Here is a 14,365-nt window from a genome sequence, read left to right as displayed (position 1 = left end):
CATCATGATGTACGACCTTGCGACATTTCCGTTCTGGATCATCCTCGCCGTCGGCATCGGCGGCTTTGTCGGCTGGCGCACCTGGTCGGACGAGCCGCGGCCGGACTGGCTGAGAAGCTGGCTGCTGCCGGCGACGCTCGCCCTCGTCATCGGGATCCTGATGGCGCTGCTGACAGTGCTGCCCGGACGTGCCGGCCTGTGGCTCGAGGTCGGCCTGCTGATGGTCGGCGCCTATGTTCTCGGCTGCCTGATCGGCGGACAGCTCAAGGAATATGTCGGGCTGGGTGACACCAGTGCGATGTCGCCGGGCGGTCCTGGAAACAGCGCCGCGTTCGCCGGCGCAACCGCGGCGGCTCGTCCTTGGGCGGACAGCCCGTCCCCGGCTTCGCAGGCTGCAGCCAGCGTCGAGGCCGATCGCCTTGCCACTGAAGCTGCCGCAAACGCTGAAGCCGAACGTGTTGCGGCCGAAGCCGCTGCAAGGGCGGAGGCCGAGCGTCTAGCCGCCGAAACGGCCGCAAAGGCCGAGGCTGAGCGGCTCGCCGCGGAAGCCGCGGCAAGGGCCGAGGCTGATCGCCTGGCGGCTGAAGCCGCAGCGAAGGCCGAAGCCGAACGTCTCGCTGCCGAGGCGGCGGCAAAGGCCGAGGCCGAGCGCCTTGCTGCGGAGGCCGCCGCGAAAGCAGAGGCCGATCGTCTCGCCGCAGAAGCAGCCGCGAAAGCAGAGGCCGATCGTGTTGCGGCTGAAAAGGCCGAAGCCGAACGCTTGGCCGCCGAAGCAGCGGCGAAAGCCGAAGCAGACCGTCTTGCGGCAGAGGCCGTTGCGAAAGCCGAGGCGGAAGCCCGGCGTCTCGCGGCCGAAGCGACCGCCAAGGCCGAGGCCGATCGCCTCGCCGCCGAAGCGGCCGCACGCGCGGAAGCCGATCGCCTGGCCGCCGACGCCGAGGCGGAACGGCTTGCCGCCGAGGTCGCCGCATCATCGGCCCCGGAGAGCCCGGCCTCGGCCGACGACAGACCGCCGGCCCTGCCCGCCCCCGAGGGCGCCGCCGACGATCTCAAGCTGATCAAGGGCATCGGTCCCAAGAACGAGCGCGTCCTCAATGACATCGGCGTGCATCATTTCAGCCAGATCGCGGCGTGGAGGCCTGACCATGCGAGCTGGGTCGGCCATCACATGGCCTTTCCCGGCCGGATCGAGCGCGAGCACTGGATCGCGCAGGCCAAGCTGCTCGCGGCCGGCCTCGACACCGCGCATTCCAGCGCGGTGAAGTCCGGCGCGATCACCATCGACGAACATGCCGACGCGCCGCTGAGCGAGGACGAGGCGAGCTACCTCCTGGCCCACCTGCCGGCGCTGATGCCGCCCGTCGAGAACGAGGACGTCCATGGCGGCGCCCGCCCGCTCGGGCTCGTCGCGCCGCGCGGCGGCCAGGCCGACGATCTCAAGCTGATCAAGGGCATCGGCAAGCAGAACGAGGCGCGGCTGCACGGCCTCGGCATCTGGCATTTCGCGCAGATCGCGGCCTGGACCGCCGAGCACGCCAAATGGGTCGGCTCGTATCTGGCGTTCGCAGGACGAATCGAGCGCGAGCAATGGATCAGTCAGGCCAAGGAGCTCGCAGGCGGCGCGACCACGGAATTCGCCCGCCGCGTCGAGGCTGGTCTGGTCAAGTCATCCGCCGACGACGGCTCCCGCGGGCAGGACAACGTCGAGATCGTGCAACCACGCGAGTAGCGGCGCCAACTGGAGCATGATCCGGAAAAATGGAAACCGGTTTTCCGAAAAGATCATGCTCAAACAAAGAGATGAGATCATGATGCGCTTCCGTGGAATCGCATCATGATCTAAACGAATCGTCGGGTATGCAAAGGCGCTGACTTGCCCTCTCGTCACGCGCGATGGTGATGGCGCCGTGCCCACCCTGCTTTCCTACTCGGCGAGCTCGACCGCCTCGCTGCGCGACGGGCCGGCCAGCGGCCGCTCCTCCATCAGCATCATGCAGACCGAGGCGCAGGCCAGCATCGCGGTGGCCGCGGCATAAACGAAGCGGAAGGCATGGATCATGTCGGCTTCCGCGATGCCGCTGACCGCGCCATGGGCGCCCTCCGCCAGCGAAATGTCGGCGCCCAGCGCCATCAGCAGGATGGCGCTGAAGGCCGCGACCGTGAACGAGGACATCATCGAGCGGAAGAAGTTCATGGCGCCGGTGATGGTGCCGATCTGGGAGCGGTCCACCGCGTTCTGCAGCGACACCACCGAGATCGGGAACGCCGTGCCGAGCCCGATGCCGTAGATCGACAGCAGCGCCATCAGCACCCAGAGCGAGGGCGTCGTCACCGTCATGACCGCGGCGGCGATGGTGCCGATGATCGTGCCCACGATGGCGACGCGCTTGTAGTGCTTGACCCGGGCCATGGTGCGGCCGGCAACCGCGGCGCCGAGGGTCGAGATCGCCGCGATCGGAATCAGGCCGAGACCGGCCTGGCTCGGGGTCAAATGATAGACCAGCTCGTAATAGAGCGGTAGATGGACCGTGAGCCCGATCAGGGCGCCGAGTGCGCAGCCGCTCGCCAGCATGCCGTAGGGCACCACCGTTCCGCCCATCAGCGACAGCGGCAGGAACGGCTCATCGGCCCGCTTGGCGTGCCAGACGAAGGCCAAGCCGAGCGCCACCGCGCTGCCGATCATCGCCAGCAGGGTCGGCGACAGCCAGGCCAGCTTGTGGCCACCCCAGGTCAGCACCAGCATGAACACGACGGCCGAGGCCATCAGCAGCAGGCCGCCGGCCCAGTCGACCTTGCGCAGCCGGTGGTAGACCGGCAGCCGGCCCATCTTGGGCAGCAGCAATGCGAGCGCCGCGATCGCGAGCGGGACATTGATCCAGAAGATCATCGACCAGTGCAGATGGTCGGCGAAGAAGCCGCCGATCACCGGCCCGAGCAGGCCGGCGAGCAGCCAGACCCCGCTGAAATAGGCCTGGTACTGGCCGCGCTCGCGCGGGCTGACGACGTCGGAGATCACGGTCTGGACCACCGGCATGATGCCGCCGCCGCCGAGCCCCTGCAGGCCGCGGGCGAGGATCAGCACCGGCATGTTCGGCGCCAGCGCGCAGACCACCGAGCCGACCACGAACAGGCTGAGCGCGGTGATGATCATCGAGCGGCGGCCATAGATGTCGCAGAGCGTGCCGAACACCGGCGCCACCGCGGTCGACGCCAGCAGGTAGGCGGTGATCACCCAGGAGAGATTGGTGACGTCCTGAAACTCGCGGCCGATGGTCGGCAGCGCGGTCGCCACGATGGTCTGGTCGAGCGCGGCCAGGAACATCGTCAGCAGCAGGCTCATCAGGATGGTGCGCACCTCGGCCTGGGTCAGCGGCACCGGCGGCGCAAGCGACGGCGCATCCTCGATCGCCTGAACCTGCGGCGGAATGGCCGGCAGCTCGGCGGCGATCTCTTCGGGCAGGGATTGGGACGCGGCAGGGTAATGCGTCTGCCGATCAAACTTGTTCATGGGATGAATGCCGTGCCCGGGCGCGACGACGCCGCGCGGATTCGCTGTCTGGCGAACTACTTAAGGCATAATTTTCCCGTGCGGCAGCGGGTCGGGTGCATGGGTGCATTCCGACAGCACGGGAACGGTCGCATCATCGTGACTTGCTGCGGGTGCGAGGTGATCGCGCTATTTCGGCCGTCGCTTCAACTTGGCCCGCTTCGGCAGCAGCACCGGCCACTGCACGATGTGGTCCTCGAGCTGGTCGTCCGGAACGTCGTCCTCGGTGCCCTCGACCCGGCCGCGCACCGAGACGCCGGCTTCATGGACCGTCTGAGGATCGCCCGAGATCAGGGGATGCCACCAGTAGAGATCGCGCCCCTCAGCCACGAGGCGGTAGCCGCAGCTCGGTGGCAGCCAGGTCAGCGTGCGGACGTTCTCAGGTGTCAGGCGAACGCAATCCGACACCTGTTCGGAACGATTCGGGTAGTCCTTGCAGGCACATAGCCCGGCATCCAAGAGCTTGCAGGAAATGTGGGTGAAGTAGATGTCGCCGGTATCCTCGTCTTCCAGCTTCTCCAGGCAGCAGCGCCCGCAGCCATCGCAGAGGCTCTCCCATTCCACCTCGGACATCTCTTCCAAGATCTTGGTTTTCCAGAACATTCCCTCCTGGCCCGAGGGACGTTTGAGCGGTGCGGTCATCGGGCGATTCTCAAAGAGGGCGTGAGGTGGCCGCCATCTAGGTGCCCGGCCCCGAGCCGCGCAAGGGGCTTTGCCGATTACGGCGGCACGTTAGCTTTGTGCATCAAATTATGAGCGGAACCATTGGTTTGTGACCCCCGCTCGGCTAGATAGATGATTGAGTCACTCCGGCGGCGGCGCCGGCAATGCGGCTTGGGGTCAGGTGCTCGGGTTCGGGCGGCTGACTGTGCAGTGCCATGGGTTTGCCGCAACAATCGCGCAAGACCCTTCGATGGCCCCCAGCCCCACTTGCTGAGTGCTTTCGAAGCCAGCTGACACGCTTTCGAAACGACCAGGGTTCCCGTGCGGCAGATCATTCCAGACGATTGGAAGAAGCGGATCAACAATTTCCGCCTGGATCTCGACGCCCGCTTCGATTCGGCGCTGTTCTCCTCCCTGCGCGGCACCCGCGAGCTGTATGAGCGCTATTCGGCGTTCATGGACCGCTTCTATGTCGGCGGCTGGAAGCGCTGGGTGTTCGTCGAGCCGTTCTCGGAGGCGGCCACGATCGGGCTCGGCGGCCTGGTGCTGATGCTGGCGCTCGCGATCCCCGCCTTCCGGGAAACTGCCGATGAGGACTGGCTGAAGAAGTCCGACCTCGCCGTGACCTTCCTCGACCGCTATGGCAACCCGATCGGCAGCCGCGGCATCAAGCACAACGATTCGATTCCGCTGGAGGACTTCCCGGACAATCTGATCAAGGCGACGCTCGCCACCGAGGACCGCCGCTTCTACGACCATTTCGGCATCGACATTGCCGGCACGGCGCGCGCCCTCGTCACCAACGCCCAGGCCGGCGGCGTCCGCCAGGGCGGCTCCTCGATCAGCCAGCAGCTCGCCAAGAACCTGTTCCTGTCCAACGAGCGCACCATCGAGCGCAAGGTCAACGAGGCGTTCCTGGCGATCTGGCTGGAAACCCGGCTGACCAAGAACGAGATCCTCAAGCTCTATCTCGACCGCGCCTATATGGGCGGCGGCACCTTCGGCGTCGACGGCGCGGCACACTTCTATTTCAACAAGTCGGTGCGCGACATCAACCTCGCCGAAGCCGCGATGCTGGCCGGGCTGTTCAAGGCGCCGACCAAGTTCGCCCCCCACATCAACCTGCCCGCCGCCCGCGCCCGCGCCAACGTCGTGCTCGACAATCTGGTCGATGCCGGGTTCATGACCGAGGGCCAAGTGTTCGGCGCCCGCCGCAACCCGGCCTTCGCAGTCGACCGCCGCGACGAAAGCTCGCCGAACTACTTCCTCGACTACGCCTTCGACGAGATGCGCAAGCTGGTCGACACGTTCCCGAAGTCTTACACCGAGCGCGTCTTCGTGGTGCGGACCTCGATCGACATGACCGTGCAGCATGCGGCCGACGAGGCGATCGAGAACCAGTTGCGCCAGTTCGGCCGCGACTATCACGCGACCCAGGCGGCAACCGTCGTCTCCGACCTCGACGGCGGCATCCGCGCCATGGTCGGCGGCCGCGACTATGGTGCCAGCCAGTTCAACCGCGCAGTCGACGCCTACCGGCAGCCGGGATCGTCGTTCAAGCCTTACGTCTACACCACCGCGCTGCTGAACGGCTTCAAGCCGACCTCGATCGTGGTCGACGGCCCGGTCTGCATCGGCAACTGGTGCCCGCAGAATTATGGCCATTCCTATTCCGGCTCGGTGACGCTGACGCAGGCGATCACCCGCTCGATCAACGTTGTCCCGGTCAAGCTGTCGATCGCGCTCGGCGGCAAGGAGGGTCCGAAGGCCGGCCGCGCCAAGATCATCGAGGTCGCGCGGCGCTTCGGCCTCAAGGCGCCGCTGCCCGACACCCCGTCGATGCCGATCGGCTCCGACGAGGTCACGGTGCTGGAGCACGCGGTCGCCTATGCGACCTTCCCGAACAAGGGCAAGGCGGTGACGCCGCATTCCGTGCTGGAGGTCCGCACCGGCGCCGGCGATCTGGTCTGGCGCTGGGACCGTGACGGGCCGAAGCCGAAGCAGGCGATCCCGGCCTCGGTTGCTGCCGACATGGCGGGCATGATGAGCCACGTGGTCAGCGAAGGCACCGCACGCCGCGCCGCACTCGACGGCATTCCGACCGCCGGCAAGACCGGCACCACCAACGCCTATCGGGACGCCTGGTTCGTCGGCTACACCGGCAACTTCACCTGCGCGGTCTGGTACGGCAATGACGACTATTCGCCGACCAACCGTATGACCGGCGGCTCGCTGCCGGCGCAGACGTGGCACGACATCATGGTCGCCGCGCATCAGGGCGTCGAGGTGAAGGAGCTGCCCGGCGTCGGCATGGGCGAAAAGCTGCCGCAGTCGGCGTCCGCCGCGATGGCACAGGCCGGCCAGCCGAAGACCCTGGAGATCAAGCCCGGTCCGCCGCCGATCCTGACCCGCCGCGGCGCCGAGGTGCTGGTTCAGGTCGAGAAGATGCTGGACGATGCGGCGCGCCTCGCCGAGAAGGCCGCGCCTGCCGATCCGCGCAAGCCCGGCAAGCCGGTCTCATCGAGCGCGCTGGCCTTCCCTGAGAACTACGCCGCGGCAACGGCCGACGGCGTCACCACCCCTGCCCTGCGCAAGAACTGACGTCAGCGATCCCCGTGCGGCTGCTCTTCATCACCTTGGTTACGCTCCTGATCGCCACCGGCGTCGGCATCGGCGCAACGTGGATGACGACGACCCGCGGCACCGAGTTCGGCACGCTGACGATCGGCGCCTGGACGGCGCGTCCGAAAACCGGCACGGCCGATGTCGACCCCTATGCGCGCGCGACCATCACCCGCAATGGCGAATTGCCGATCGGCACCGGCGACGGCGTGGCCTTCACCGCCACCACGGACGACAAGAGGAAGCCGCTCGACGGGCGCTGCGACATCCTGGTCAGCGGCGTCACGCCACCCGCCCGGTTCTGGACGCTCACGCTCTACGACCGCAAGGGCCACCTCGTCGCCAACACGCTGCAGCGCTACGGCTTCACCAGCCAGGAGCTGGTACGAGGTGCCGATGGCTCCTTCGAGATTCGTGTCGCCGCGCGCTCGCGCTCCGGCAACTGGCTGCCGACCGGCGGCATCGAGCGCTACGCGCTGATGCTGCGGCTCTACGACACGCCGGTCGGCGTCGCGACCCGCACGCAGCGCGACGCGCCGATGCCGTCGATCACGACAGTAGGTTGCCCATCATGATCCGGCTGCTGTTCACGGTCGTGGTCGGCGTGCTGCTCGGCGGCGTGGTCCATCTCGTCAGCGTGCTGGCGCTGCCGCGGATCTCGACCCAGGACGCCTACTCCCGGCTGACGCCGATGACCAAGCTGAACGCCGTGACGCAGTTGCCATTGGCCGATCCCGGCAATTCACCGATGCCGTTCATGGATCCGGCGTTCGCCATGGCGATCTGCCGCTATGATCTGTCCGACGGACCGCTCAAGCTCACGGTTCCGGTGAGCCAGGCCTATACATCGGTGTCGTTCTACACGCGCAACGAGATCGCCTACTACGCCATCAACGACCGCTCCGCCGGCAAGCGCGTGATCGAGCTCAACCTGATGACCGAGGCGCAGCACGAAGACCTGCCCGAGGACGAGGAGATCACGGCCGCCGACCGGCTGATCATCGATTCGCCGACGACGACCGGGTTGATCGTGCTGAAGGCCCTGGCCGCCGAGCCCGGTCTCATGCCGCAGGCGCAGGCCTCCCTTGCAGCGGCAAGCTGCGGCGTACAGACCGAGGCACCGGCCAAGGCCGAGAAGCCGCGCGGCAAACGATAAGTCAATACGACGTCCTGGACGAATTCGACAACACTCTCTTGATCCTTGGTGGCATAGTCGTTGTCGCGCGCCGCTGCTATGATGGATTAGGACGGCGGCGCTTCGCTCAACATCAGGTCATGCCTCTCGAAATCGAACGGAAGTTTCTCGTCAAGTCCGATGCTTGGCGGGATCAGGCGACGCACAGTGAACGCCTTCGCGACGGCCTCGTCGCACGTCAGGACGGCCTCAAGGTCCGCGTTCGCTGCTATGGCAACCGGACGACGCTGTGCGTGAAGAGCGGCCGCCGCGGCCTGACCCGAGATGAATTCGAGTACGATATTCCCGCGGACCACGCCGCGATGCTGTTCGCGCATTGCGACGGACGCATCCTCGAGAAGACGCGTCACTATGTGCCGGCCGAAAGCGGCGTCTGGGAAGTCGACGTCTACCACGACGCGCTCGAAGGCGTCGTCATCGCCGAGATCGAGCTGCCGACCGAGACGACCGTCGTGACCCTTCCCGACTGGGTCGGCGACGAGGTCACCGGCGATCCGCGCTACAGCAAGGCCAACATGCTGACGGAGCGCTCGCGGGCGGCGAAAGTCCGGGAGCTGCGGCGCGCGCGCCTTGCAGGGCTGTGATGCACGCACGGGCCGTTGCGGCTTGACCCCTGTCAAATCACCCGTCGAGGGCACACCTTAAACAGCGCGGACTTGGCGGTCTGAACGATCGCGCATGGAGTTTGCACGATGAGTTCATCGCAGGTGATGTCACAGGCGCTGCGCGCCAAGATCATGTCGGCCGACGAGGCGGCCGCGCTGGTCGAGCCCGGCAACCATGTCGGCATGAGCGGCTTCACCGGGTCGGGCTACCCGAAGGCGGTGCCGCTCGCGCTGGCGCGCCGGATCGAAGCCGCGCATGCGCGCGGCGAGCCGTTCCGCGTCGGCGTGTGGACCGGGGCGAGCACCGCGCCCGAGCTCGACGGCGCGCTCGCCCGGGCTGATGGCATCGACCTGCGCCTGCCCTATCAGTCCGATCCGGCGACACGACAGCGCATCAACGCCGGCAGCATCGACTATATCGATCTGCATCTCAGCCATGTCGCACAGTTCGTGTGGTTCGGTTTTCTCGGCCATCTCGACGTCGCCGTGATCGAATGCGCCGGCATCCTGCCCGACGGGCGGCTGATCCCATCGACCTCGATCGGCAACAACAAGACTTGGCTCGATCTGGCGGACCGCGTCATCATCGAGGTCAATTCGTGGATGAACCCGGCGCTGCTCGGCATGCACGACGTCTATTACGGCACCCGCCTGCCACCGCATCGCAAGCCGATCCCGATCGTGGCGCCCGGCGACCGCATCGGCGAGACCACCTATCGCTGCAATCCGGACAAGGTCATCGCGGTCGTCGAGACCCACGCGCCCGACCGCAACACGAGCTTCGCCGCCCCCGACGACGTCTCCGGCGCGATCGCCGGGCACATCCTGGAGTTCTTCGCGCACGAGGTGAAGCAGGGCCGCCTGCCGCGCAATCTGCTGCCGCTGCAATCGGGCGTCGGCAACGTCGCGAACGCCGTGATGGCCGGGCTCGACGACGGGCCGTTCCCGCATCTCACCGCCTACACCGAGGTGCTGCAGGACGGCATGCTGAACCTGATCCGCTCGGGGCGGATGGATCTCGCCTCCGCGACGGCATTGTCGCTGAGCTCGGAAGCGGCGATCGAATTCAACCGCGAGATCGAGTTCCTGCGCGACCGCATCGTGCTGCGGCCGCAGGAGATCTCCAACCACCCCGAGGTGATCCGCCGGCTCGGCGTCATCGCCATGAACGGCATGATCGAGGCCGACATCTACGGCAACGTCAACTCGACCCACGTGCGCGGCAGCAGCATCATGAACGGCATCGGCGGCTCCGGGGACTTCGCCCGCAACGCCTATCTGTCGATCTTCATGACGCCCTCGACGGCGAAGAATGGGACGATCTCCTGCATCGTGCCGATGGTCACCCATGTCGACCACACCGAGCACGACGTGCAGGTTCTGGTGACCGAGCGCGGCCTCGCCGATCTGCGCGGCCTGTCGCCCAAACAGCGCGCCCGCACCATCATCGATCAGGCGGCGCATCCAAAATTCCGGCCGGCGCTGGCGGATTATTTCGAACGCGCCTGCCGCGATTCGACCGGCAAGCACACGCCGCATCTGCTCGAGGAGGCGTTCCGCCTGCTCAGGCCGGAATGAGCGCTGCGGCCCGATCACCGCAGCGACACGTGTCGTAGGCGACGGGATCGTGGCTGTTCACGATCGTGACCCGGTCGCCATGGTCGCATTTCAAGCGCCGCAGCCGCTCCTGGTTGGCGACACGCATCGTGCGATCCTGATCGCCCTTGCGCTGGAACAGCCCGAGCAGCAGCGGCATGCGTGGGCGGGCGTCCAGCTGGCCGTGGAAGAAATAGGCATCGCCGGCGTGCAGCAGCCATTTGTCGCCGCGTCGCACGGCGACGCCGCAATGGCCGCGCGTATGGCCCGGCAGAGGAACGATCAGGATGTCGCCGCTGCGATCCACGGCAGCGCGGACACCGCGAAAGCCGAACCAGTCCTCGCCGTCGTCGCCGTAGAACTGCCAGTCGGGACGATGCCGCCATTGGCCGGCGACATAGCGACCGCGCGGCGGCGCCGGAGACCCCTCGACGGCCATCGCATGCTCCCCGCGATGAACGTGCACCTTGGCCTTCGGGAAATCGCCGATGCCGCCGGCGTGGTCCCGGTCGAGATGCGTGAGCAGGATGTGCCTGACGTCGTCGGGCGAGAAGCCCAATGCCTTTACCTGCTGCAGCGCCGTCTCCGACGCATCGAGAAGCGGCGCGGCCTGCCTCACCCAGCGTGCCCCCAATCGTGCGGGCGCCGCGATGTCACCGGTGCCGATGCCGGTGTCGACCAGGACCAGGCCGTCATCGCTTTCGATCAGCAGGCAGTGGCAGACGAGGCGGGCGCGCGCGAACAGGCCGCCGCTGCCGCTCACCAGCCGACCGCCGCGTGGACACATCGTGCCGGTGTTGAGGTGGTGGACGCGCATCGATCTTCTCCTTCATTGCCGATATCGGGCGCATCCTTGCGTGCCGGACTGAGATAAGTAAAATATTGATCAGTGATACGCATCATAGGCTTCTCCTATGGATATCCGCGAGCTCCGCTATTTCTCCGCCGTGTTCGAGGAACGCAGCCTCACCAGGGCAGCGGCGCGCTGCTTCGTCTCGCAGCCATCGATTTCGCTGGCGATCGCCAACCTCGAGGCCGAGCTCGGCACCGAGCTGTTCCTCCGCCACCGCAAGGGTGTCGTGCCGCTGGAGGCGGCCGAGCGCCTGCAGCCGATCGCGCGACGGATCGTCGGCGAAGCCGATGCCGCCCGCAACCTGTTCCGGCACGGCGCGCCGAAGCAGGCGCTCAAGCTCGGGCTCATGCGCACCCTCGACGGCCGGCGCGTGACCGCGCTGCTCAAGCCGCTCACGGCGCGCGAGGATCTCAGGCTTCACATCGTCGGTCCGACCGAGCGGGCCGACGGACGCATCGTCTCAAAAAGCCTGGTCGGCGACGGCGAGCATTTCCTGCCGCTGTGGAGCGAGCGCTATGTCGCGGCTTTGCCGCTTGCGCATCCGCTCACGCTGAAGCCGCGCCTGCGCGCGGCCGACCTCGCCGACGTCGCCATGATCGACCGCTGCCATTGCGAGCACAGCGCGCTGGCGCGACGCAGCGGCGGGCCGCGCGAGATCGCCGCCATCGCCGAAACCGAGGATTGGGCCCTGGCGCTGGTCGCAGCCGGCATCGGCGTCGCGATCGTTCCCGAGGGCGTCGTGCACGGCCGAAGCGACGTTGCGGTCCGCGAGATCGAGATGACGTTGAAGCGCCAGGTCGGACTCGCCTACTCCGCCGCGCGTGCTCCATCCGAGGCGCTGAAGATCTTGATCGCGACGCTGCGCGCGGCAGCGCCGCAGAAGCTCCGTGCGACAGCAGGGCGGCAAAAGGGAGCACCGGCCAAGCCAGGCCGGCGCCGGAGCAAGGTCGCGCCGGGCTAGCCCCGCGTCGTCAGCGGCCGTTCGATCAGGGGCCGCGCGGCGACCGGCGGATTGGCGGTCTGAGCCGCCAGTTCGTGGATCAGGCGATCGGCCTCGGCGGCCATGCCGTCGGGCGCCTGCAGCACCAGGCGCTCCAAGGCCCAGCGATAGGACGAGACGCGCTGCTCCAGGCTGATCTGCACCCATTGCACGATCAGCGAGTTCTCCTGCATGCGCGCGACGGCATCGGCTTGCTCGCGCGGCGAGAGCTCGGTCATGTATTTCATGCTGGCATCGCGCTTGCGATCGAGATCGATGACGCGGATGGCCGACGCGAAGAACGGCTCGAAGCGGGTGATGTCGTCGCGCACGTCGTCGATCAGCTGGGTGTAGCGCGAGGCGTGCGAGCGGTGCGGCTCGTCGATCAAGGCCCGCCCATAGGCTGTGCGGTCGAACACGACCTTCTGGCGCCACGGCGAGGCCGACGGCTGATAGTCGCCGAACACGCTCTTCCAGGCAGGGCGCGAATGCGGTGGCTCGATCAGCGGATAAGCGAGATCGCGCAGCTGGCGCTCATTGTCTGTCAGTTGGAACTGCGACGGCCTGACGCCGACGCTGGCGGTGGCTTCCGCCCCGATCCATTTGTGCATGTCGTCATTGCGCATGTCGGCGCGGGTGCGGCCGAAATCGCCGCCGCTGCAGGCGCCGAGCAGTCCGCCGACGAGAACGAGTACGAACACCGGCAGCGCGCGCCGGACCGGATTCACGATGGCCGGCATTCCCGTTTCCCCCGACCTGTCAGCGGCGACGGCGACGGCGGCTTGGCGCTGTGCCCTCGCGGGGTCCGCTATCGTCGGTCGTGGTCTCGCGCTCGATCCGAACGACGGGAAGAATCAGGATCGTTCCCATGCCCTCCTGCGGCGCGCCGGTCACGGCAGGCCGCGCGCGACGCGCAACGTCCGCCGGGAATTCAATGATGGTCGCCATGTCCACTCTCTTTCGTGCCCGAAGTTCTTACCCCCTGAAAACTCCCCGTCGCCCGAACTTCGCAGGCAAGAGGGCACGCAGAACTGACGATCACGAATGCCGGCGCATGAAGCTGCACGTTGGCATTCGGCGCGGCGAAGATCAGGCTGGCCGCGTGACGCGGCCAAGGCGAGATCATCGAACGGATCGATTAAGATCAGGACGTGGTTAAGAGGATATTAATGCGCGGGCCGCCCGACACGGATCGCGTGCACCGGCGGGAGAGAAGGCAAGCCAGCGTTGCGCCTTTGTCTCACCGGGTCATTTCGGCCCATCTTCACCGGTTGTTTTCCTTAACGCCGCATTAAAACAACTCCGCTCTAATCGGCGCAACGATTGCCGAAGTTGCGTACCCCGACATGACAAGATCATCGCTGTTCCCCGGCTTCGACGGGTTGCTCACGCTCTCGCGCCGCGAGGGCGTCGACATCAAGCCCACTCTGCTGCGCGTCCTGACCGACCTCTATGTCCAGGCGAGCGCGCATTCCGCCGACGAGGAGCGGCAGTTCGTCGAATTGGCCTCCCGTCTGGTCGACGACGTCGACGATGCGACCCGTGCGGCGGTGCGTGCGCGGCTGGCGATCTATCCGGCGACGCCGATCGAGATCCTGAACAAGCTGGGCTTGCGCCCGGCGCAGAGCGAGCCGACGCCGCCGCTCGCCGGCCCCATTCCCGCATCGCTTCGCTCGTCGCCTCCGATCCCGCCGCGCGACGACGCGGCGTCCGGATTGTCGATGCAGCCGAAGGATGCCGCCGAGCTCAGCGAGATGTTCATGCGCGCCGCCTCGCACGAACGCATCGCCATCCTGCAGAACCTCGCCACCACGCCGCTGAGGCCCGCCGCGCCGACGCCGTTGCACCGCGCGGTGCATGCGATCGAGGCGCTGGAGATGGCCGCGTTCAACGCCGACGTCGAGACGTTCACGATCGAGCTCGGCGAGAGCCTGATCCTGCCCTCACGCATGACCCACGAGGTTGTCAACGATCCCCATGGCGAGCCGCTGGCCTGCGCCGCAAAGGCGCTCGGCATGCCGGCGCCGGTGTTCGAGCGCGTACTGCTGTTCCTCAAGCCCGAGATGGGCCAGTCCGTCCAGACCGTGTTTCGGCTGTCACGCTTCTACGAGCGGCTCAGCGAGCGCGCGGCGCTGATCATGCTGGCGGCCTGGCGCGGCTCCGGGATGGCCGCGATCAGGGCCAAGCACCGCGCGGCGCTCTATGACGACGAACGTCAGCACGTCCGTGGCAGCACGGCGCGGGCCGGCACCGCGACGAGGCCGATCGTGCGCACGGGGACCGATGGCTTCAAGCGCTGACGCGC

At 67.1% G+C, this 14,365-nt stretch carries 13 protein-coding genes; 8 read left to right on the top strand and 5 right to left on the bottom strand.

The genetic code is table 11. From position 1 onward, the window contains the following. Positions 1 to 4 precede the first annotated feature (4 nt). Positions 5 to 1,729 (top strand): cell envelope biogenesis protein TolA, encoded by a 1,725-nt coding sequence (locus tag ACQR0W_RS30380; protein WP_316171143.1) that lies wholly within the window; start codon positions 5 to 7, stop codon positions 1,727 to 1,729. Positions 1,730 to 1,924: 195 nt separating this feature from the next. Here ACQR0W_RS30380 and ACQR0W_RS30375 read toward each other — a convergent pair whose 3' ends face one another. Both ACQR0W_RS30375 and ACQR0W_RS30370 read right to left on the bottom strand, forming a co-directional pair. Continuing rightward, positions 1,925 to 3,508: an MDR family MFS transporter gene (locus ACQR0W_RS30375; RefSeq protein WP_315753065.1), complete on the bottom strand. Its 1,584-nt coding sequence runs from the start codon at positions 3,506 to 3,508 to the stop codon at positions 1,925 to 1,927. A 168-nt stretch (positions 3,509 to 3,676) separates the two neighbouring features. Next, positions 3,677 to 4,189, bottom strand: coding sequence for a YcgN family cysteine cluster protein (locus ACQR0W_RS30370; protein ID WP_315753066.1), 513 nt, complete (start codon positions 4,187 to 4,189; stop codon positions 3,677 to 3,679). A gap of 342 nt (positions 4,190 to 4,531) precedes the next feature. On the opposite strand from ACQR0W_RS30370, the gene ACQR0W_RS30365 reads away from it, so the two are divergent. The 5 genes from ACQR0W_RS30365 (at position 4,532) to ACQR0W_RS30345 (ending at position 10,210) form a co-directional block, all read left to right on the top strand. Next, entirely contained in the window at positions 4,532 to 6,811 is a 2,280-nt protein-coding gene (locus ACQR0W_RS30365; protein ID WP_315716129.1) for a transglycosylase domain-containing protein, read from the top strand. Between the two features lie 14 nt (positions 6,812 to 6,825). After that, positions 6,826 to 7,407, top strand: a complete 582-nt coding sequence (locus tag ACQR0W_RS30360) for a DUF1214 domain-containing protein (protein WP_315716128.1) — start codon at positions 6,826 to 6,828, stop codon at positions 7,405 to 7,407. Continuing rightward, on the top strand, positions 7,404 to 7,988 hold the full coding sequence (locus ACQR0W_RS30355) for a DUF1254 domain-containing protein (RefSeq protein ID WP_315716127.1): 585 nt from the start codon (positions 7,404 to 7,406) through the stop codon (positions 7,986 to 7,988). The genes ACQR0W_RS30360 and ACQR0W_RS30355 overlap by 4 nt, the downstream gene beginning before the upstream one ends. A 119-nt stretch (positions 7,989 to 8,107) precedes the next feature. Next, positions 8,108 to 8,611: a CYTH domain-containing protein gene (locus ACQR0W_RS30350; RefSeq protein WP_315768122.1), complete on the top strand. Its 504-nt coding sequence runs from the start codon at positions 8,108 to 8,110 to the stop codon at positions 8,609 to 8,611. 108 nt (positions 8,612 to 8,719) lie between these two features. Next, positions 8,720 to 10,210 (top strand): acetyl-CoA hydrolase/transferase family protein, encoded by a 1,491-nt coding sequence (locus ACQR0W_RS30345; protein WP_316171144.1) that lies wholly within the window; start codon positions 8,720 to 8,722, stop codon positions 10,208 to 10,210. Here the strand turns inward: ACQR0W_RS30345 and ACQR0W_RS30340 are convergent. Next, entirely contained in the window at positions 10,197 to 11,045 is an 849-nt protein-coding gene (locus tag ACQR0W_RS30340; protein WP_316171145.1) for an MBL fold metallo-hydrolase, read from the bottom strand. The genes ACQR0W_RS30345 and ACQR0W_RS30340 overlap by 14 nt on opposite strands. 97 nt (positions 11,046 to 11,142) lie before the next feature. Between ACQR0W_RS30340 and ACQR0W_RS30335 the strand changes: the two genes are divergently transcribed. Continuing rightward, positions 11,143 to 12,042 carry a LysR family transcriptional regulator gene (locus tag ACQR0W_RS30335; RefSeq protein WP_316171146.1) on the top strand — a complete coding sequence of 300 codons (900 nt, stop codon included), beginning with the start codon at positions 11,143 to 11,145 and terminating at the stop codon, positions 12,040 to 12,042. On the opposite strand, the gene ACQR0W_RS30330 is transcribed toward ACQR0W_RS30335, so the two are convergent. Together ACQR0W_RS30330 and ACQR0W_RS30325 are read right to left on the bottom strand one after the other, a co-directional pair. Next, positions 12,039 to 12,800: a hypothetical protein gene (locus ACQR0W_RS30330; protein WP_315716122.1), complete on the bottom strand. Its 762-nt coding sequence runs from the start codon at positions 12,798 to 12,800 to the stop codon at positions 12,039 to 12,041. The two genes, ACQR0W_RS30335 and ACQR0W_RS30330, sit on opposite strands and share 4 nt — an antisense overlap. Before the next feature lie 19 nt (positions 12,801 to 12,819). Continuing rightward, positions 12,820 to 13,008 carry a hypothetical protein gene (locus ACQR0W_RS30325; protein ID WP_315716121.1) on the bottom strand — a complete coding sequence of 63 codons (189 nt, stop codon included), beginning with the start codon at positions 13,006 to 13,008 and terminating at the stop codon, positions 12,820 to 12,822. Between the two features lie 398 nt (positions 13,009 to 13,406). Between ACQR0W_RS30325 and ACQR0W_RS30320 the strand changes: the two genes are divergently transcribed. Then, positions 13,407 to 14,360: a DUF2336 domain-containing protein gene (locus ACQR0W_RS30320; RefSeq protein ID WP_315753071.1), complete on the top strand. Its 954-nt coding sequence runs from the start codon at positions 13,407 to 13,409 to the stop codon at positions 14,358 to 14,360. Positions 14,361 to 14,365: the final 5 nt, after the last annotated feature.

Origin of the sequence: Bradyrhizobium sp. HKCCYLRH1034 (genome assembly GCF_051168375.1) — a bacterium.
Classification (GTDB): Bacteria; Pseudomonadota; Alphaproteobacteria; order Rhizobiales; family Xanthobacteraceae; genus Bradyrhizobium.
Note: the sequence above shows the minus strand (reverse complement) of the source record. Positions and strands in the feature narration are given on the sequence as shown.